Below are 18,998 nucleotides of genomic sequence, written 5' to 3'. Positions count from 1 at the left end.
TGCAAGCAGTGGCGTAAGCAGTGGTGTAAATGTGCTTACAGGCGGTGCTTAAGTTAAAGGGTCTACTTCCCTTTGGGCAAGGGGTGTTGACGATGTGGTGGGCGCGTCAGGTGGATACCCTCAGCGCCTTCAGCAGCATCGGCAGCGACGCGTGCAACTCCCTCTCCCAGTAAGCCCATCCATGCGTTCCCGGGCCGTAGAAGTTCGTCGTCACGTGCCTCGCGCCCACCCGCTTCAGCTCTGCCGCCAGTGCGTGGTTCTGGCGGTTGAAGTCGGCCTCCAGGGCGCTCGTGCTGCCCGGTGGGTCCAGTGGGCCCGTGGTGCCGTCGCCGCAGGACAGGTAGACCGGGATCGACCGGAGGCGTTTGGCGAGGTGGAAGGGGTCGTGGGACTGCCAGATGCGGCGTTGTGCCACGGGGTCGCCCCAGACGCGGAGCGGGTCGTCTCCCTGGCCGGCGAAGAAGCCCATGATGCGGTCGGTCGACTCGTCGTTCAGGAGAGGGTGTGCCGAACCCGAGTAGGCCGCAGTCGCCCTGAACATGCCGGGGTGCCGGGCGGCGTACGACAGGGCGCCCTGGCCGCCCATCGACAGGCCCGCGACCACGCGGTTGCCGCTCGCGCCCCAACCGCGTTCCAGGAGGCGGCGCAGTTCCACCGTGTGGAAGGTCTCCCAGGCCGGGTCGCCGCCCTTGCCGTGGTTCCACCAGTCGCTGTACCAGCCGTTCCAGCCTGCCTCGGGCATGACGACCAGCACGTCACGCAGGCTGTCGGTCTGCGCCACGTCGGTCTTCGCGGTCCATGACGTGTAGTCGCCGCAACAGCCGTGCAGGAGCCAGAGCGTGGGCCAGTGCCGGCGGTGGTGCCGGGCGGAGGGCTTCCAGCCGTCAGGGGTGAGGAGCCGGACCTTGACGGTGCGGCCGCCCAGGGCCGTTGAGCGGACCGACAGGTCGACCTGCCGGTCCGCGACCTGGGTGACGGCCACCACCTCCGCGCCGGGGCGGGAGGCGTCCGGCGGGCCCGCTGCCCGCGCCGGGGCTGTCGGGGTGAGGGTCGCCAGCAGGACTACCAGGAGTACGACCAGGGGTAGCGCCGGGGCGAGGAGCGCTCTCACGCGCGGGCGGGTCGGGGTGGTGGGCACGTTCGCGAACACGGCGGCTCCCTGGGGGTGGGTGGCTCTTCGTCGCGCTGTGGTGCGGGTCCTCTGATGTCACACGCGCGTCAGTGGCCGTGCTTGCGGGGAAGGATCAACAAGGCGTCACCGACCGGGCGTTCGCCGGTCGCGTCGGACGGGGTGTTGATGACGGTGTCGTCCGTCACCATCGTCGTGGAGCCGCCGCCGTCCAGGTTGACCGCGTCGCGCAGGCCGAGCGACCTGGCGACCGCGGCGCTCTCGGCGATGCTCAGTCCGAGGGACCGGGTGCCGCGTCCGTCGGCGGTGACGAGTACGGTGCGGCCCGCGGCGTCCACGCCTGCCAGGGTGCGTGGATTGCGCTTGTGCACCCAGCCGTAGTACCAGCTCGGATCGTCGGGGTGCACCATGCCGTCCGCGGCCGGGGTGATGTGGATACGGCCGTCGCGGACCAGTTCCGGACCGGCGTTCACGATGTCGGTGCGGGGTGAGGGCTGGTAAGCGTGGCCGCGGGCGTCCAGCAGCGTCGTGTTCACGCGCAGGCGGTCGCCCACGTGGGCAAGGGCCGTCAGGTCTGCCACGCGTCGGCCCGTCGCCTGGAGCGAGGAGCCGCCCGGCGGGAGGGTTCCACCCCGAGGCGAGCGTACTTCCATCACCCGGTCGTGTGCGTCCAGTACGGCTTCCGCCCCCTCGCCCCCGGGTGTCCGGCCTCCCTCGAACTCGGGCGTGAAGGCGACCAGGTCGTTCGGGTTGGTGCAGGTGACGTCGTGCAGCGGCAGCGACGTGGGGAGGTCGCCCTTGGAGCCGCCGCAGTTCCTGATCAGGCCCGGTACGCGGTTGACGCCGCCCAGGCGCAGGGAGGCCGTGGCACCGGTGACCCGGCCCCGCCAGGTGAAGCGGGCGACCCGCGTACCGCGGGCGTTGTCGTGGAGCACCAGGCTCGGGCGGCCCGCCACCGGTTCGCTCAGCAGGCGCCCGTCGTACACGCCGACCCCGGCCGGGTCGCCCGGCGCGCCCGCCTTGGGGTCGAGGACGAAGAAGCCCGCGTTGACCGCGGCGGTCGCGTCGGCCGCCGCCGACAGCCGGCTCGTCGTCTCGCGGGCCTCCAGGTCGGGGCCGTACGACGCGTCGAGGCTGCCGCGGAACCTGCGCGGGTCGACGGTCAGTACGTCCACGCGCCAGGGGCCCCGGTCGGTGGTCTCACCGTCCCAGCCCGTGTACACGGCGGATCCCGTGTAGCCCGCCGCTGTCAGGCGGGCGCGTTCGGCCGTCGCGCCGGACTGCGCGTCGTACGCGCCGATGCGGACCCGCCAGCCGAGGGTGCCGCCGGGGTAGTCGGCCGTTCGTGGTGTCCGCACCTGCTCGACACGGGCCTCGAAGCCCTTCTGCCGCAGGTCGGCGGCGAGTTCGTCCGCGCTCGCCCGGTCCTTGAGGGCCGTCGGCGGCGCGTCCGGGTCGGGGGAGGTGTCGCCGCCCGGGATGGAGACCTCCACCGTCCAGTGGAGTGCCGGGTCGTCGGCGTTCCCGCGCACGATGCGGGTGAGGGTGACGCCCGGCTGGAGGGTCGTCGTGGTGCGGGTCTCGGGGAGGTCGCCGGGGCCGAGGGGGAGGGTGGTGGCGCGGCTCAACGGCTGGGGCGAGGGCTGGGCCGCCTGGGCCGGCGGTGCGCCCAGCGCGGCGATGATGCCCAGTGCGGCACCCGTGGCGCTCAGTCTCAGGTTCGTCCGGCTCTTCATTGGACCCGCCTCGTGCCGACCACGGACACCAACCGACGCATGCTGCGCACAAGTATCGACCCGTTCCGGCTCGCGTCAAGAAGCAGTCTGCCAAGATGATGTTCCGACAGTCGGTCGCCATGCTCCTCCCGCCGGTGGCCCGCGAGTTGAGGACGGAGTCAGGCCGCATGACCTCCCTGAGCGGTGGCGAGAGCGCCGCCCACCCGTACCGGGTCGACACGAGCAAGCCCCACCCCGCCCGGATGTACGACTACTTCCTCGGCGGCAAGGACAACTACGAGGTCGACCAGCGGGCCGCCGAGCAGTTCATGAAGGCGGCGCCCGAGGTGCGCGAGGGCGTCCTCGCCAACCGGCGCTTCATGCACCGCGCGGTCCGGCACGTGGTGGCCGAGGGCGGCGTCCGTCAGATACTCGACGTGGGCACGGGTCTGCCCACCGAGCCCAACGTCCACCAGATCGCGCGGTCCATCGCCCCGGAGACCCGGGTCGCCTACGTCGACAACGACCCCATCGTCAGTACGCATTCCAGGGCGCTGTCGGACGACCCGGACACCGCCGTCGTCCTGGCCGACCTGCGCGACCCCCGCGCGATCCTCGACCACCCCGAGGTCCGCGAGGTCATCGACCTCGACCGGCCGGTGGCGCTGCTGCTGGTGGCGGTCGTGCACTTCGTCTCCGACGCGGAGGACCCGGCGGGCATCGTCGCCACCCTGCGCGACGCGCTGCCCGACGGGTCCTACCTCGTGCTCTCGCACGCGACGGGCGACGTCCACGAGGACCGGCGCGAGGACGCGGCGGCCGTCTACAACAACGCCACCGCGTCCCTGAGCCTGCGCCGGCACGCCGAGGTCCTCGATCTGTTCGGCGACTTCGCGCTGGTCGAACCGGGGCTCGTCCGGGTCACCGACTGGCGCCCCGAGGAGACGCCGCGGCCGGACGCGCCGCCGATCGGCATCTACGGCGGGGTCGCGAAGAAGGGCTCCTGACGGACGGACGGGGCAATCCGACCGGCCCCCAGTACGGGCTGGTGACCTTGTTCCACCCGGCCGGGTAGGCGCCGCCGAGGGCGAGGTTCAGGATCACGTACTGGTCGTGGTCGAATCGGCCGTACGGGCGGGGGCCGGGGGGGGGGGGGGGGGGCGCCCCGCCCCCCGCCCCCCCCCCCACCCCGGGGTCAGGCCGCCTTGCGCTCGCTCTTCCGTGCCCGGCGGATGATGTCCGCGTAGTGCCGCCCGCTGCCCTTGACCGTGCGGACCTGGGTCGCGTAGTCGACGTGGACCAGGCCGAAGCGCTTGTCGTAGCCGTACGCCCACTCGAAGTTGTCGAGGAGCGACCAGGCGAAGTAGCCCGCCAGGGGGGCACCCCTGCGGGCGGCCGAGGCGCAGGCCGCGAGGTGGGCGGTCAGGTACTCCTGGCGCTCCGGGTCGTCGATCGTGCCGTCGGGGCGGACCACGTCGGGGAAGGACGAGCCGTTCTCCGTGACGTAGAGCCTGCGCGGGCCGTACTCGCCGGTCAGGCGCAGCAGCAGGTCCTCGATGCCCCCGGCGTCGATCTCCCAGTCCATGCCGGTGCGCGGGACGCCGACGCGGCGGACGGTGCGGACGTGCGGGGCGGGACCCGTGGGGTCGGCGGCGACGGTCTGGGGGAAGTAGTAGTTCAGGCCCAGCCAGTCCAGTTCGGCGCCGATGAGGTCCATGTCGCTGGGCTGCTCGGGGAGTTCGACGCCGTAGACCTCGCGCATGTCCTCCGGGAAGCCGCGGCCGTGGATCGGGTCCAGCCACCAGCGGTTGGTGTGGCCGTCCATGCGGCGGGCGGCGGCCAGGTCCTCGTCGCGGTCGGTGGCGGCGTGGATGGTGGAGAGGTTGTTGACGATGCCCACCTGGGCACCCGGGGCCGCGTCGCGGATGGCGCGCATGGCCATGCCGTGGCCGAGGAGCAGGTGGTAGGAGGCGCGCACGGCCGCCGTCAGGTCGGTCCAGCCGGGGGCCATCTTGCCCTCCAGGTGGCCGATCCAGGCCGAGCAGAGCGGCTCGTTGAGGGTGGCCCAGTGCTGGACGCGGTCGCCGAGGCGTTCGGCGACGACGGAGGCGTACGACGCGAAGTGCTCGGCGGTCGCGCGCTCGGGCCAGCCGCCCCGGTCCTGGAGCGTCTGCGGCAGGTCCCAGTGGTAGAGGGTCACGGACGGTGTGATGCCGGCCGCCAGCAGGTCGTCGATGAGCCGGTCGTAGAAGGCCAGGCCCTTCGCGTTGACCGGGCCGTCGCCGCCGGGCAGGACGCGCGGCCACGCGATCGAGAGGCGGTAGGCGTTGGTGCCCAGGCGCCGCATCAGCTCGATGTCCTCGTGCGTGCGGTGGTAGTGGTCGCAGGCGACGTCGCCGTGGTCGTTGTTGTCGATCTTCCCGGGGGTGTGCGAGAAGGTGTCCCAGATCGACGGCGAACGTCCGTCCTCCGCCACGGCTCCCTCGATCTGGTACGCCGATGTGGCCGTGCCCCACAGGAAGTCGTGCGGGAGTGCGGCGAAGTCGATGGTCACGTGGGTCCTCTCGGGTTCGGGAAGGTTGGTCGCGGTCACTTGACGGCACCCGCCGTCAGCCCCGCCACGAGATAGCGCTGGAGGAGCAGGAAGCCCGCCACCACGGGGACGCTGACCACCAGGGAGGCGGCCATGATCTGGTTCCAGTACACGTCGTTCTGCGTGGAGTAGCCCTGGAGACCGACCGCGAGCGTGCGGGTGGCGTCGTTGGTCATCACGGAGGCGAACAGGACCTCGCCCCAGGCGGTCATGAAGGCGTAGACGGCGACCGCGACGATGCCGGGGATCGCGGCCGGCACGACGACCTTGAACAGGGCGCGCAGCGGGCCGCAGCCGTCCACCAGGGCCGCCTCGTCCAGGTCGCGCGGCACCGAGTCGAAGTAGCCGATCAGCATCCAGATGGAGAAGGGCAGGGAGAAGGTCAGGTACGTGAGGATCAGGCCGCCGCGGGAGCCGAACAGGGCGATGCCGGTGGCGTTGCCGATGTTCACGTAGATCAGGAAGAGGGGCAGCAGAAAGAGGATGCCGGGGAACATCTGCGTGGACAGGACGGTCACCGAGAAGACGCGCTTGCCGCGGAACTCGTAGCGGCTGACCGCGTAGGCGGCGAAGACGGCGATCACGACGGAGCAGACGGTCGCCGCGCCCGCCACGATCAGCGAGTTGACGAAGTACTTCGCCAGCGGGACCGTCGACCAGATGTCGATGTACGGGCGGATCGTCAGCTCGCTGGGCAGCCAGCGGAACTCGCTCGACACGTCCTGGAGCGGCTTCAGGGAGCTGGAGACCATGACGTACACCGGCAGCATGACGAAGCCGGTGAGCAGGGTGAGGAAGACGCGGCGGGTCCAGAGGAAGGAGCGCGGCGCCGCCATCGGGGACCTAGACATCGGCCGTCTTCCTCTCGCGGGAGGCCCGGGCGGCCCGGGGGGTCCTGGCGGACCGGGAGGTCAGGAACAGGTACACGCCCGTCACCAGGAGCAGGAAGAGCAGCAGCAGCACCGACATCGCGGAGCCGGCGCCGAAGTTCCAGGTGACGAACGACGACTGGTAGATGTGGATGGAGATCAGGTCGGCGGCCTCCGGTGCGGCCTTGCCGAACAGGACGAACGGCGTGTTGAAGTCGTTGAAGGTCCACAGGAACAGCACGAGGACCAGCACCTGGTTGACCGGGCGCAGCGACGGCAGGGTGATGCGGCGGATCTGCTGCCAGACGCCGGCGCCGTCCAGGGCGGCGGCCTCGTACAGCTCCTTGGGGATGTTCTGCAGGCCGGCCATGACGATGAGGAAGGCGAACGGCCAGCCCTTCCAGACCGACACCACGAGCAGCGCGACGAAGCTGTTGTCGCCGATCAGCCAGAAGGAGGGCTTGTCGGTGAGGCCGAGCTGGTCGTGCAGGACGTGGTTCACCAGGCCGTTGTCGTGCTGGAACATGAACGCCCAGGTGATGACGGCCGCGTAGACCGGCAGCGCGTACGGCACCAGGAAGATCGCGCGGAGCAGGCCGCGGCCGCGGAAGGCGTCCTGCATGCAGATCGCGGCGGCGGTGCCGATCAGCCAGCACAGTCCGACGGACAGGACGGTGAAGGCGCAGGTGACGAGGAAGGAGTGGAGCAGGGCCTCGCCGACGGGGGCGTCGAAGTCGACCGACATGCCGTAGTTGTCGAGGCCGGTCCACGGGGCGACGGTCCAGTCGCGGATGTAGAACTGGGTGAGCTCCTTGAAGCTCATCACGATGCCGATGACCATCGGCACCAGGTGGACGAGGAGTTCGAGGAGCAGGGCCGGCAGGAGCAGCAGGTAGGGCAGGCCGATGCGGCGGATCCGCCCGGGACGGCGGCGGGGTCCGCGCGCCGTCCCGGGGGAGCTCTTGCCGACCGTCCGCTCGCCGGGCTGCGCCGACGCGGTCGTGGTGGTCATGGCGAGATCCGTGTCGTCGTGTCGGAGTCGGTGCGGGTCCGTGGGGGTCGGGGCGCGCTCACTTCGTCGGCATCTGCTGCTGGGCCTTGGCGAGCTTCTCCTTGACCGACTCGGCGGTCACCTCACGGCCGGCCGCGGCGTCCGCGAACAGCTCCTTCACGGCCGTGCCGACGGCGGTCTCGAACTGCGACTCGTCGGGCACCTGGGGCAGGGCGGCGGCGCTGGTGGCGAGGGTCTCGCGCAGCACGGCGGTGGCCTGGGTGTTGAACGCCGGGTCGGTCTGGGCGGCCTTGACCGGCGGGATGGAGCCGTACGCCTCGTTGAGGATCTTCTGTTCGGCGTCGCTGGTCATGAACTTCACGAACTTGGTGGCGCCGTCGACGTTGTCGGTGTTCTTGAAGACGGCCATGTTGATGCCGGCGACCATGGAGTTGGTGGCCTTGCCGGTGCCGGGGGTGCCGGACGCGACGGGGGCGGGCGCGACGCCCCACTCGTCCTCCTCCATGCCCATGGTCTTGAAGGTGGCGGAGGCGGTCTGCCACAGCACCATCGCCGTCTTGCCCTTGGCGAAGTCGCTGAGGGACTGGTTCTGCGCGTACTCGGCGTTGCCGGGGGCGATGACCTTGTCCTCGGCCATCAGGTCGACGTACTGCTTGACGGCCGCGACGGCGCCGTCGGAGGTGAAGTCGGGCTTGCCGTCGGCGGTGAAGAAGTCGGCACCGTGCTGCTTGCCGAGGACGAAGACCTGGTGGATGTTGTTCGACAGGTTGGAGCCCTCGGCGCCGAGGCCCCACTTGCCGTCCTTCGAGATCTTCTTGCCGGTCTCGACCAGCTCGTCCCAGGTGGCCGGGGGCTTGGTGATGCCCGCGTCGGCGAACATCTGCTTGTTGTAGTAGAGCGCGTAGGCCATCGAGTACAGCGGGACCGCCGCCGGGTCCTGGCCCTCGACGCCGGTGGAGCCGAGCGCGGACTCCACGAAGCGGTCCTTGCCGCCGATCTTGTCGAAGTTCTTCGCGTCCCAGGGCAGCAGCGCGCCGGTGGCCTGGAGGGAGGCGCTCCAGGTGTTGCCGATGTTCAGGATGTCCGGGCCCTGGCCCGAGGTGGTGGCGGTGAGGATCCGGTTGAGCAGGTCGGACCAGGGCACGACCTCCAGCTTCACCTTGATGCCGGTCTCCTTCTCGAACTTGTCCAGTTCGGGCTGGAGGACCTTCTTGTCGACCTCGACGCTGGCGCCCTGGTTGGAGGCCCAGTAGGTGAGTTCCTTCGGCGAGTCGTTGGATCCGCCGCCCGAGGAGGAGCCCCCTCCGCAGGCCGAGGCGGCGAGAGCGAGAGACATGGTGACGGCGCCTACGGCCGCGGCTCGCATACTGCGCATGGCTCCTGGGGTTCCTTCCGGGAGTCGGTCGTGAAGTCCGAGGACGGCCCCGGTGTACTTCCCGAAGCCCCTCATGGCTTAATTTAGGACGTGAGTTAAACCCCGAGAGAAAGACTCGTCAAGGTGTCGCGCGCGGTCGAAGGGCGGGCGGAGGCGCCCAAGGAAGGGGCCGGATGGCCAGGCACAGCGGGCGAACCGTCCGTGACCTGCGGCGCGAGAGCCGCACCGCCGTTCTGCAACGGTTGTATTTCGACGGGCCGATGAGCCGGCTCGCGCTGGGTTCGGCGGCCGGACTGAGTTCGGGTTCTGTCAGCAACGTGGTCGCCGAACTGATCGCCGACGGTCTGGTCGAGGAGGCGGGCAGCCTCGGCGCGGACGGCGGCCGGCCGCGCACCCTCGTCCGGATCGCGGCGGACCGGGGCCGCCTGATCGGGGTCGACGTCGGCGAGACCCGGGTGCGCGTCGAGCTGTTCGACCTGTCCATGTCCGAACTGGCGCGGGCGGAGCGGGCGTTGCCCGGTCACGGGTCGCGCTCGTACGACGTGGAGGTCGTCGCCGGGCACATCCTGGACGGCATCGCGGAGGTCCTCGGCGCCCCCGCCCTGGGCTCCGGTGAGCTGCTGGGCGTCGGCGTCGGGGTCCCCGGCATCGTGGAGCACACCGCCGACGGCACGCTGGTGCACGGGCAGACCATCGGGTGGGACGCGGTGCCGCTGGAGGCCCTGCTGCGGGGCTCGGGGCGGCTGCCCGCGCACGTGCCGCTGTTCATCGACAACGGCGCCAAGACGCTGGGGCAGGCCGAGATGTGGTTCGGCGCCGGGCGCGGGGCGCACAACGCCGTGGTCGTGCTCTTCGGTTCCGGCGTCGGCGCCTGTGTCGTCACGGACGACGTGGAGCGCGGCCGCGCGGTGGAGTGGGGGCACCTGACGGTGCGGGTGCGGGGGCGCCGGTGCCGGTGCGGGGCGCGGGGGTGTCTGGAGGCGTACGCGGGCGCGGAGGCGCTGCTCGCGCGGTGGCGGGAGGCGGGTGGGCAGCCGCCGCCCGGCGCCGACGAGGAGGCCGCGCTGACCGCCCTGCTGTCCGCCGCCCGCCCCGGGGACGGGGGCGCACCGGACCCCGTGGCGACGCGGGTCCTGGCCGAGACCGCCGAGTACCTGGGCGCGGGCCTCTCCGACCTGATCAACCTCTTCCAGCCCGAGCGGGTCGTCGTGGGCGGCTGGGCCGGACTCCAACTGGGCGCGTCCTTCCTGGAGTCGGTACGGTCCCACTCGCTCGCCCACGCGCTCCGACACCCGGCCGGCCGGGTGGGCATCGCCCTCGGCCGCCTCGGCCCCGACGCGGTGACGGTCGGCGCCGCGACCCTGCCCCTCGCGGCCTTCTTCACCCGCGGCGGCCGACGGCCACCGGTGACCGCCCCCGGGCCGGTGCCGGCGTGGCGGGCGGCCCTCGGGGGGCGGTTGGCGGGGCAGCGGGGTGGGGGGTGAGGGCTCGGGCCGGGTGGGTTGCGCCCCGGCGCGGGGACGCGGGGACGCGGAGGCGCGGGGACGCGGGGGCGCGGGGCGTGAACGGGCGCTCGGAACGGCGAGGTGACGCCTACGCCGAGTCCCGTACCACCAGTTCCGGGTCGAAGATCACCGACGTCGGGGCGGTGCGCTCGCCTCTGATGTGTTCGTCGAGGAGGCGGGCCATCGTGGCCGCCATCTCCTCCACCGGCTGGCGGACGGTGGTCAGCCGGGGCCGGCAGGTGACGGCCACGCTGGAGTCGTCGAAGCCGATGACCGCGACGTCCCGCGGCACTCGGCGGCCGTGGTCGCGCAGCACCTGGACGGCGCCCTGCGCCATCAGGTCGTTGGCGGTGAACAGGCCGTCCAGGTCCGGGTGTTCGGCCAGCAGCGAGGCCGCCGCCGCCATGCCGCTGTCGACGGTGAAGCCGCCCTCGGCCACCGGGACGTACGGGTGGCCGTGCCGGGCGAGGGTGTCCCGGAAGCCGGCCAGCCGCTCCTGGCTCGCCGCGACGGCCAGCGGCCCCGTGACGGTGGCTATCCGCCGGCAGCCCCGCTCCAGCAGGTGCTCGGCGGCCAGCCGCCCGCCGTCGCGGTGGGCGAGGTCGACGTAGCTGAGCGGCACCGGACGCCCGGGCCGGGCGAAGAGCACCGCCGGCAGCCCTGCCCCGGCGAGCAGCGCGGGCAGCGGGTCGTCGGGGTGGGTGGACACGACCAGGGCACCGTCCGCGCCGCCCTGCCTGAGGTACGCCACCACCTCCTGCCGCGCCTCGGGCGTCTCGGCGAACATCAGCACCGGGTGCATCGAGCGCGGCCGCAGGTGTCCGACGACGCCGCCGACGACACGGCCGAAGAACGGGTCGGCGAACACCCGGGTCGCGAACGCGTTCTGCTCGGTGTCCGAGGCGTCGCCCGCGCCGGAGACGACCAGCGCCACGGTCGTGGTGCGCCGGGTGACCAGTTGCCTGGCGGCCTGGTTGGGGGCGTACCCGGTCCGTTCGATGGCCCGGCGGACCAGGTCCTGGATGGCGGGGTCCACGTTGCGGACGCCGTTGACCACCCGTGAGACGGTGGCCCGGGAGACGCCGGCCTCCCGGGCCACGTCCTCCAGGGTCGGGGCCTGTCTGCTCATGCCCGCACCTTAACCGGCGGGGTCGGGCGCGTGGTAGAGCGCTCTCCCCTGCCCTCATCCGATGCCCGGGCGTACCACCTCCAGGTCCGCGACCAGCGGCACCTCGCCCGCCGACCGGCCCGCGAGCACCCGCCAGCGGCCCCCCTCCGTACACCAGACGCCCTCCTCCACGCACCAGTGGCGCAGCGCCCTCGCCGGGACCCGCACCGTCGCCGTCACCGTCTCCCCCGGCCGCGCGCGGACGGCCGCGTATCCGGCGAACCAGCGCACGGGGCGCTCGACCGCCGACTCCGGTCGGGCGAGGTACACCTGGACGACCTCCCGGCCGGCCCGCCCGCCGGTGTTGCGCACCCGCACCCGCACGGTCAGGGCGTCTCCCACCCGGGCCTCCGGCGGCACGGTCAGCTCCTCGTAGGCCCAGGCCGTGTAGCCCAGTCCGTGCCCGAACCAGTAGGCGGGCGTGCGCCCGTGGCGCAGCCAGCCGCGGTGGCCGATGTGCAGGCCCTCGTCGTAGTGGAGGCGGCCGTCGGCCGGTCGAGTGCGGGTGACCGGGGCGTCGGCGAGGACGGCCGGCCAGGTGGTGGGCAGCCGTCCGCCCGGCTCCGTCTGCCCGAAGAGCACGTCGGCCAGTCCGCCGCCGCCCTCCTGGCCGGGGAACCAGGCGAGCAGTACCGCGCCCACCGCGTCGCGCCAGGGCAGTTCCACCGGGCCGCCGCTGTTGACGACCACCACCGTGCGCGGATGGGCGGCCGCGACGGCGCGGACCAGCGCGTCCTGGGTGCCGCCGAGCGTCAGACTCGTACGGTCGTAGCCCTCGCACTCGCCGTGCTCGGTGGTGCCCACCACCACGATCGCCGCGTCCGCCGCGGCGGCCGCGCGGGCGGCCTCGGCGAGCGACGCGGCGACGTCGGGGGCGGGCGGCGCCGCGCTGACGACCGTCGCCCGGCCGGTGCCGGGGGCCAGCTCGCGGCGGGCCACGAGCAGGGCGTCCTGGCCGACGGCGAGGTCGGCCTCGGCGTACTGGGCGGGCGGGTTGACGTGGACCACCGCCGGATCGTCGGTCGGCGGCGGGAAGTCGCCGACCAACAGCGGCCGTCCGTCCAGGGCGAGGCTCATCCGGCCGAAGCCGGCCACGCCCAGCGTCCAGCGGCCCGCGGTACGGGGGCGCAGGCGGGCGCTGATCTCGACGGTGTGCGCGCCCAGCACCAGCCGGGGCTCCAGCAGGCGTCCCCCGCGCCGTCGTTCGGCGTACAGCTCGCGGCCGTCGGCGTCCAGCATCCGCAGCAGCACGCCGGGCAGCCCGGAGCGCGGGTCGGTGCACGCGTCGTGGTCCAGCGGGGGCGCGGGGCCGTCCGGCCGGGGGCCCGGGACGTGGACGACGCGGGCACGGCCGCGCAGCGCGGCCCGGATGCCGTCGAGGACGGACACCTCGTCCGGCGGAAAGACACCGGCGCTGCCGCCGCCCTGGCTACGGGTCCGCGCGGCGTGCGCGCCGATCACGGCGACCGTGCGCAGTCCTCCGGGGTCAAGGGGCAGGACGTCCCGGTTGGCGAGCAGCACGCTCCCGGCGGCGACGGCCCGTCGGACCAGTGCCCTGTCCTCCGGGGCGACGGCCGGGCGGGGCGCGGGTGGGTGTGGGTCACCGGCTCGCGGTCCGCCACCGCCACGCGCCTCTGGCGGTCCACCGCCTCCGCGCGCCTCCCCCACCCCCAACGCCCCCACCCACGCCGCGAGCCGCAGCAGTCGCCGTACCTTGTCGTCCACCGCGGCCTCGGGCACCACGCCGTCGGCCACCGCGCGGGCCAGCGCCTCGCCCCAGGGGCTGTCGGGACCGGGCATGGCGAGGTCCAGCCCGGCGCACGCGGTGGCCACCGTGGAACGCACCGCGCCCCAGTCGGAGACGACCACGCCGTCGAAGCCCCACTCGCTCTTCAGCGGATCGGTGAGCAGATCACTAGCGGTCATCGTGGTGCCGTCGACCGCGTTGTACCCCGCCATGACGAGCCGGACCCCGGCGGCCACCGCCGCCTCGAAGGGCGCGAGGTAGACCTCCCGCAGCGCCCGCTCGCCCACCCGTACGTCGACGGTGAGACGGTCGGTCTCGGAGTCGTTGGCCACGTAGTGCTTGGCGGTGGCGGCCACTCCGTGGGACTGCACACCGCGCACGAGTGCGGCCCCGATGCGGCCGGTCAGTTCGGGGTCCTCCGAGAAGCACTCGAAGTGCCGGCCGCCCAGGGGGCTGCGGTGCAGGTTGAGGGTCGGGGCGAGGAGGACGTCCACGCCCTTGCGCCGGGCCTCGGCGGCGAGGAGGCCGCCGAGGCTCTCGATCAGGGGTTCGTCCCAGGTGGCGGCGAGCGCCGAGGCCGAGGGCAGCAGGACGGAGGTGTCGCGTTCGTCCCATGCCTCGCCCCGTACGCCCGCCGGGCCGTCGGACATCACCAACTCCCGCAATCCGACGGCCGGTTCCGCTCTGGTGCGCCAGGTCGTGGCGCCGTCGAGCAGCAGCGCGCGGGCGCGCGGTGTCAGCTTGCCGAGCAGCCGGTCGATCTCTTCGTCGCTCGTCCCCACCCGGGTCTCCCGTCCCCCTGTCGTGCCGTGCGCGGTCGTCGGCGTCAGCTGTAGACGCCGAACTCGTAGAGCGAGTAGCCGTAACCCGTGCCGCGCGCGGTCCCGTTGACGCGCACGTAGCGGCCGGTGCCGGTCACGTCGAGGGTGTCGACGCCGCCGTTGCCGTCGGTCACCGTGTGCACGGTGCGCCAGTTCTGTCCGTCGTCGGAGGTCTGGACGGTGTAGGCCCTGGCGTAGGACGTCTCCCAGTGGAGCTGGACGTGCCGGAACGTGGTGCGGGTGCCGAGGTCCACCTGGAGCCACTGCGGGTCGCTCCAGTCGCTGGCCCAGCGGGTGTCGGGGTTGGCGTCCACGGCGTTGGCGGCGGGGCAGGGGCAGTCGCCGTAGCTCGGCTGGAAGGAGGAGGCGGTGGCTGGCTTTCCGAGGGCGACGTTGGTGCCGTCCACGGGGGGCGGCACGACCCGCGCCGAGAGGGTCTCCACTCCGACGTTGCCCTTGCCGTCGGTGGCCTTGACGTACAGCTTCCAGACGCCGGGCCGGTCGGGGGCGGTGACCTTCAGGCGTCCGCCGCCGAGGTCGGTCGCGGGGAGCGTGGTGAGCTGCTTGCTCTGGTCGATGTAGTTGCTGTTGGCCAGCACCTCGTACGCGATCGGGTCGCCGTCGGGGTCGGTGGCGCGGGTGGTGAGGACGAGGTCCTTGCCCGCCTGCACCTTGCCCGCGTCGCCCTCGACGCCGAAGGCGGAGACGACCGGCGGGGTGTTGTCGCGGGAGGTGTCACCGCCGTAGGCCCGCTTGACCGCGTAGTACGACAGCCGCTTCTGTCCGGCGGGCAGCAGGTTGAACCAGATGCCGCCGAAGTCGTACTCGGTGCCGTAGTGGAACAGGGTCGCGCCCAGGGCGACGCCCCGGTGCCCGGTGACGCAGTTCCAGGCGTCGGTGTAGCCCTGGGCCTTGGCCTGGTCGGTGGGTTCCTTCGGCACGCCGTTGGCGTCGTCCGGCACCTCCCACTCGCCGGCCGGGCCGCCCTCGGTGACGATGTACGGCTTGGTGTAGCCGCCTTGGTCCCAGGCGGCGCGGACGTCGCACACCGCGTCGTAGGAGTTGACGGCGTACAGGTCCAGGTCGGGGGCGTTCTCCTTGTAGTACGGCCAGGCGCCGACCCAGGCGTCGGTGGAGGTGACCGGGTGGTTCGGGTCGACGGCGTGGATCTTCTTGGTGACGTCGTTGACGAAAGTGGTGTAGGCGTCGCGCTGGCGCTCCAGCTCGTCGCCGCTGTAGCAGTTCTGGAGTCCGAGCACCGACTCGTTGCCGACGTTCCACATCAGGACGCCCGGGTGGTCCTTGTACTCCTGGACCCAGCGCGGGAACTCGGCCAGCATCTGGTCCTTGTACGCGGTGTCGGTCAGGTAGTTCACGCAGCCGCCGCTGCCCGGTCCGCCGCCGGGCTGGAGCCAGAAGCCGGCGATGACCTTGACGCCGTGCGCGGCGGCGGAGTCGAGGAGGGGCTTGCTGCTCGCGTCGGTGCCCCAGGTGCGGACGGTGTTGACGCCCATGGACCTGAGGTCGGGCATGTACCGGTCGGCGTCGGCGGGTGAGGGGCCCCAGGTGAGGCCCTTGACCTGGTACGGGCTGCCGTCCACGGTCAGCTGCCAGTTGCCCTGGCCGCCGGTGACCTTCACGACGCTGCCGGCGGCGTGCGCCTGCTGGGCGGGCACGGCGGTGAGGGCGCAGGCGGTGAGCAGGGCGGCGGTGAGTGGCACGGTGAGTCTGCGGGCCGGTACGAGGCCCGGGGTGGGGGTGCGGGGTCGGCTCATGGTGGTGTGTCTCCGGTCTGCGGGTGGGGCGGCCCGGCCGTTGCGGGGACGTGGACGGCCGGGCCGGTCTCGGTGGGGGGCCGGGGTCAGGGGAGTTCGTAGTTCTCGTCGAGCGCCGCTCCGGCCTCCGGATGGGTCTCGTCGTAGCCGCGCGCGTTGCACTGGAGGCCGCCGACGACGCAGTGGTCGACGAGGGCCTTGAGGGTGGGTTCGTCCCAGGCGTTGAAGAAGTCGTAGTGGAACGAGTAGCTCGCGCCACTGGCGAGGCGGACCCGGGACAGGTCGCCGTTGACCGGGAAGGCCATCTTGAACTCGATCATCGGCAGGGCGACCGGGTGAGTGGCCGGGCAGATGTTGTTGTTGGTCCCGGGGTTCACCACCGGATACGCCATGTGACTCTTGTGGTCGGGCGTGTCCAGGTTCCTGCCGTCCCAGCAACTGGGCGCCTGGAAGCGGATGTTGACCTGGACGTCCTGGCGCTCCGGGCAGTCGGACGGGAAGTCGACGTTGAAGAAGCTGTCGCCGCACTCCCAGCCCTCGACGAACCCCTTGTGGTTCCGGAACTCCTGGCCGCTCTGCATCGGGCTGCCGACGACGTAGCGCAGGCCCTTCGGGAAGGGCCGCACACTGGTGTAGTCGGTGACGCCGGCCTTGTAGTAGATGACCTGCGGGCCGATCGGCAGCACCGGCCGGTCGCCGTCGTACATGGTGGGCATCCAGTACCCCGACCGGTCGCCGGGCGCGAGACAGGTGGTGGAACCGGCGTCCAGCGAGGCCGTCGTGCTGTTCGCGTTGGTCGTGGTGTTGCCCATGAACGTGTGGTCGTGCGACTTGCCGGGCTGCTGCGGATAGACGATCGGGTCGTCCGGAGCCGTGTGGCTGACCGCGCAGTTGGCCTGGAACTCGTGGAAGTAGCGGTGCGGCGGCTCCTTCGTGGACGGGGTGACGCCGGTGACCGGCGGATTGGCGGGGATGTAGCCGTCGCCGTCCGGGTCCTCGGGTGAGAAGGCGGTCGAGGCCGCCATGGTGTGCCCGGTGTGCGACTGGGCCGGCGGGGTCGCGGCACCGGCGTTGACCGCGAGGGTGCCGACGCCGATCGACGTCAGCAGCAGCGCGCTGGCGACGAGGGTGCCGGACAGGACTTTCGATCTCCGTGGCATGGAGACCTCCTGAGAAGGTCGGGGAAATTCTCGGAGAGCGCTCTCCCGACTCGGAGTGTTGAGCGCGCGACGAGAGGTGTCAAGGGATTCGACAGAAGGGGCAGGTGCGGGGCCAACGGGCCCACTGTGCCTACTTGTTGAACACGGCACACAAGAAACGGTCGCAACTCTTGACGTGTCGTGCGGGCAGATGAAGCATGCACACCCAGAGAGCGCTCCCCCACCCCCACTTCGTTCATTTTCCGAACAAGGAGAGCCGCCCCCATGCCCTCTTCCCCCACCCACTCACCCGCGCCCGAGCCGTCCGGCGTGCGACGGCGCACCGTCCTCTCGGCGGCCGCCGCGGCCCCCGTGCTCGCCGGACTGGCCGGTGCCGGGACCGCCGCCGCGGCCCCCGGCTCCAGCAGTTCCGTCCCGCGCGACAGCCCCCGCGCACTGCCCGGCGGCGGTGACCTCGGGCCGAACGTCATCGTCTTCGACCCGTCCACGGCCAACATCCAGGGCAGACTGGACGAGATCTTCCGGCAGCAGGAGTCGGCGCAGTTCGGCACCGGCCGCTACGCCCTGCTGTTCAAGCCGGGCACGTACAACGGACTCAACGCCCAGATCGGCTTCTACACCGCCATCGCCGGACTCGGCCTCTCCCCCGACGACACCACCATCAACGGCGACGTGACGGTCGACGCCGGCTGGTTCAACGGCAACGCCACGCAGAACTTCTGGCGTTCGGCGGAGAACCTCGCCCTCGTCCCGGTCAACGGCACCAACCGCTGGGCGGTGTCGCAGGCGGCGCCCTTCCGGCGCATGCACGTACGCGGCGGGCTCAACCTCGCCCCCGACGGCTACGGCTGGGCGAGCGGCGGCTACATCGCCGACAGCCGGATCGACGGCCAGGTCGGCCCGTACTCGCAGCAGCAGTGGTACACCCGGGACAGTTCGGTCGGCGGGTGGCTCAACGCCGTCTGGAACATGGTGTTCTCCGGCGTGGAGGGCGCCCCCGGGCAGAGCTTCCCGGACCCGCCGTACACCACGCTGGAGACGACGCCCGTCTCCCGGGAGAAGCCGTTCCTGTACCTGGACGGCGACGCGTACCGCGTCTTCCTGCCGGAGAAGCGCACCAACGCGCGCGGCGTGTCCTGGGGCAACGGCACCCCGCGCGGCACCTCGCTCCCGCTGACCCAGTTCTACGTCGCCAAGCCCGGCGTCTCGGCGGCCACGCTGAACCAGGCGCTGGAGGAGGGCCTGCACCTGCTGCTGACGCCGGGGATCTACCACCTGGACGGCACCGTCGAGGTGAAGCGCGCGGGCACGGTCGTGCTGGGCCTCGGCTATGCCACGCTCATCCCCGACAACGGCGTCACCGCGCTGAAGGTCGCCGACGTGGACGGGGTCCGGCTCGCCGGGTTCCTCGTCGACGCGGGGCCGGTCAACTCCGCGACCCTGCTGGAGGTCGGGCCCGCGGGCGCGTCAGCGGACCACTCCGCCAACCCGATCACCGTGCAGGACGTGTTCATCCGGATCGGCGGCGCGGGCCCCGGCAAGGCGACCACCAGCATGGTGATCAACAGCCGGCACACCGTCGTCGACCACACCTGGGTGTGGCGCGCCGACCACGGCGAGGGCGTCGGCTGGGAGACCAACCGAGCCGACTACGGCGTGGTCGTCAACGGCGACGACGTCCTGGCCACCGGACTGTTCGTCGAGCACTTCAACAAGTACGACGTGCAGTGGAACGGCCAGCGGGGCCGCACGATCTTCTTCCAGAACGAGAAGGCGTACGACGCCCCCGACCAGGCCGCCATCCAGAACGGCCCGATCAAGGGCTACGCCGCCTACAAGGTCGGCGACCAGGTCACCGAGCACGAGGGCTGGGGCCTGGGCAGTTACTGCTACTACAACGTGAACCCGTCCATCGTGCAGCACCACGGCTTCGCCGCGCCGAACCGGTCCGGGGTGCGCTTCCACGGGCTGCTCGTGGTGTCGCTGGGCGGCAACGGACAGTACGAGTGCGTCATCAACGACACGGGTTCGCCCACGTCGGGGACGTCGACCGTGCCGTCGACGGTGGTGCAGTACCCCTGAGCGCGCCGTGCCGGAGGGCCGCCCCCGCCCGTGCTGGGCGGGGGCGG

At 72.1% G+C, this 18,998-nt stretch carries 13 protein-coding genes; 3 read left to right on the top strand and 10 right to left on the bottom strand.

Annotation, left to right across the window (positions count from 1 at the left end; translation table 11 throughout):
* Positions 1-106 precede the first annotated feature (106 nt).
* Together ACFC1X_RS02525 and ACFC1X_RS02520 are read right to left on the bottom strand one after the other, a co-directional pair.
* The gene (locus tag ACFC1X_RS02525) at positions 107-1,150 is read right to left on the bottom strand and encodes an alpha/beta hydrolase (protein WP_376348075.1); all 1,044 of its coding nucleotides are present in this window, start codon (positions 1,148-1,150) and stop codon (positions 107-109) included.
* Between the two features lie 68 nt (positions 1,151-1,218).
* Positions 1,219-2,865: a phosphodiester glycosidase family protein gene (locus tag ACFC1X_RS02520; protein ID WP_376348073.1), complete on the bottom strand. Its 1,647-nt coding sequence runs from the start codon at positions 2,863-2,865 to the stop codon at positions 1,219-1,221.
* Positions 2,866-3,032: 167 nt separating this feature from the next.
* Between ACFC1X_RS02520 and ACFC1X_RS02515 the strand changes: the two genes are divergently transcribed.
* On the top strand, positions 3,033-3,851 hold the full coding sequence (locus ACFC1X_RS02515) for an SAM-dependent methyltransferase (RefSeq protein WP_376348072.1): 819 nt from the start codon (positions 3,033-3,035) through the stop codon (positions 3,849-3,851).
* 188 nt (positions 3,852-4,039) lie between these two features.
* On the opposite strand, the gene ACFC1X_RS02510 is transcribed toward ACFC1X_RS02515, so the two are convergent.
* From ACFC1X_RS02510 to ACFC1X_RS02495, 4 genes are read right to left on the bottom strand one after another with little or no spacing between them, the layout of a single operon-like run.
* The gene (locus tag ACFC1X_RS02510) at positions 4,040-5,398 is read right to left on the bottom strand and encodes a GH1 family beta-glucosidase (RefSeq protein ID WP_376348523.1); all 1,359 of its coding nucleotides are present in this window, start codon (positions 5,396-5,398) and stop codon (positions 4,040-4,042) included.
* A 35-nt stretch (positions 5,399-5,433) separates the two neighbouring features.
* Positions 5,434-6,288 (bottom strand): carbohydrate ABC transporter permease, encoded by an 855-nt coding sequence (locus ACFC1X_RS02505; RefSeq protein WP_376348070.1) that lies wholly within the window; start codon positions 6,286-6,288, stop codon positions 5,434-5,436.
* On the bottom strand, positions 6,281-7,318 hold the full coding sequence (locus ACFC1X_RS02500; protein ID WP_376348068.1) for a carbohydrate ABC transporter permease: 1,038 nt from the start codon (positions 7,316-7,318) through the stop codon (positions 6,281-6,283). Before ACFC1X_RS02500 ends, ACFC1X_RS02505 begins: the two co-directional genes overlap by 8 nt.
* A gap of 58 nt (positions 7,319-7,376) precedes the next feature.
* Positions 7,377-8,693 carry an ABC transporter substrate-binding protein gene (locus tag ACFC1X_RS02495; protein ID WP_376348066.1) on the bottom strand — a complete coding sequence of 439 codons (1,317 nt, stop codon included), beginning with the start codon at positions 8,691-8,693 and terminating at the stop codon, positions 7,377-7,379.
* Between the two features lie 173 nt (positions 8,694-8,866).
* Here ACFC1X_RS02495 and ACFC1X_RS02490 point away from each other — a divergent pair, with 173 nt between their 5' ends.
* Entirely contained in the window at positions 8,867-10,177 is a 1,311-nt protein-coding gene (locus tag ACFC1X_RS02490) for an ROK family protein (protein WP_376348065.1), read from the top strand.
* 109 nt (positions 10,178-10,286) lie between these two features.
* Here the strand turns inward: ACFC1X_RS02490 and ACFC1X_RS02485 are convergent, their stop codons facing one another.
* The 4 genes from ACFC1X_RS02485 to ACFC1X_RS02470 form a co-directional block, all read right to left on the bottom strand.
* Complete coding sequence (locus ACFC1X_RS02485; RefSeq protein ID WP_355835635.1) at positions 10,287-11,327, bottom strand: LacI family DNA-binding transcriptional regulator; 1,041 nt, start codon at positions 11,325-11,327, stop codon at positions 10,287-10,289.
* 54 nt (positions 11,328-11,381) lie between these two features.
* Entirely contained in the window at positions 11,382-13,895 is a 2,514-nt protein-coding gene (locus ACFC1X_RS02480; protein WP_376348063.1) for a glycoside hydrolase family 3 C-terminal domain-containing protein, read from the bottom strand.
* A 44-nt stretch (positions 13,896-13,939) separates the two neighbouring features.
* Entirely contained in the window at positions 13,940-15,709 is a 1,770-nt protein-coding gene (locus tag ACFC1X_RS02475; protein ID WP_376348061.1) for a discoidin domain-containing protein, read from the bottom strand.
* An 86-nt stretch (positions 15,710-15,795) separates the two neighbouring features.
* Positions 15,796-16,869, bottom strand: coding sequence for a DUF1996 domain-containing protein (locus ACFC1X_RS02470; RefSeq protein WP_376348060.1), 1,074 nt, complete (start codon positions 16,867-16,869; stop codon positions 15,796-15,798).
* Positions 16,870-17,133: 264 nt separating this feature from the next.
* Here ACFC1X_RS02470 and ACFC1X_RS02465 point away from each other — a divergent pair, with 264 nt between their 5' ends.
* Positions 17,134-18,951, top strand: coding sequence for a coagulation factor 5/8 type domain-containing protein (locus ACFC1X_RS02465; protein ID WP_376348058.1), 1,818 nt, complete (start codon positions 17,134-17,136; stop codon positions 18,949-18,951).
* The last annotated feature ends 47 nt before the right edge of the window (positions 18,952-18,998 follow it).

Source organism: Streptomyces sp. NPDC056128, from assembly GCF_042263835.1.
GTDB lineage: Bacteria > Actinomycetota > Actinomycetes > Streptomycetales > Streptomycetaceae > Streptomyces.
Note: the sequence above shows the minus strand (reverse complement) of the source record. Positions and strands in the feature narration are given on the sequence as shown.

What these genes read in the sequence shown, in the direction of transcription:
- ACFC1X_RS02520 (WP_376348073.1), bottom strand. Translation starts at nt 2,865, where the DNA reads ATGAAGAGCCGGACGAACCTGAGACTGAGCGCCACGGGTGCCGCACTG.
- ACFC1X_RS02515 (WP_376348072.1), top strand. Translation starts at nt 3,033, where the DNA reads ATGACCTCCCTGAGCGGTGGCGAGAGCGCCGCCCACCCGTACCGGGTC.
- ACFC1X_RS02505 (WP_376348070.1), bottom strand. Translation starts at nt 6,288, where the DNA reads ATGTCTAGGTCCCCGATGGCGGCGCCGCGCTCCTTCCTCTGGACCCGC.
- ACFC1X_RS02500 (WP_376348068.1), bottom strand. Translation starts at nt 7,318, where the DNA reads ATGACCACCACGACCGCGTCGGCGCAGCCCGGCGAGCGGACGGTCGGC.
- ACFC1X_RS02495 (WP_376348066.1), bottom strand. Translation starts at nt 8,693, where the DNA reads ATGCGCAGTATGCGAGCCGCGGCCGTAGGCGCCGTCACCATGTCTCTC.
- ACFC1X_RS02490 (WP_376348065.1), top strand. Translation starts at nt 8,867, where the DNA reads ATGGCCAGGCACAGCGGGCGAACCGTCCGTGACCTGCGGCGCGAGAGC.
- ACFC1X_RS02485 (WP_355835635.1), bottom strand. Translation starts at nt 11,327, where the DNA reads ATGAGCAGACAGGCCCCGACCCTGGAGGACGTGGCCCGGGAGGCCGGC.
- ACFC1X_RS02475 (WP_376348061.1), bottom strand. Translation starts at nt 15,709, where the DNA reads ATGAGCCGACCCCGCACCCCCACCCCGGGCCTCGTACCGGCCCGCAGA.
- ACFC1X_RS02470 (WP_376348060.1), bottom strand. Translation starts at nt 16,869, where the DNA reads ATGCCACGGAGATCGAAAGTCCTGTCCGGCACCCTCGTCGCCAGCGCG.
- ACFC1X_RS02465 (WP_376348058.1), top strand. Translation starts at nt 17,134, where the DNA reads ATGCCCTCTTCCCCCACCCACTCACCCGCGCCCGAGCCGTCCGGCGTG.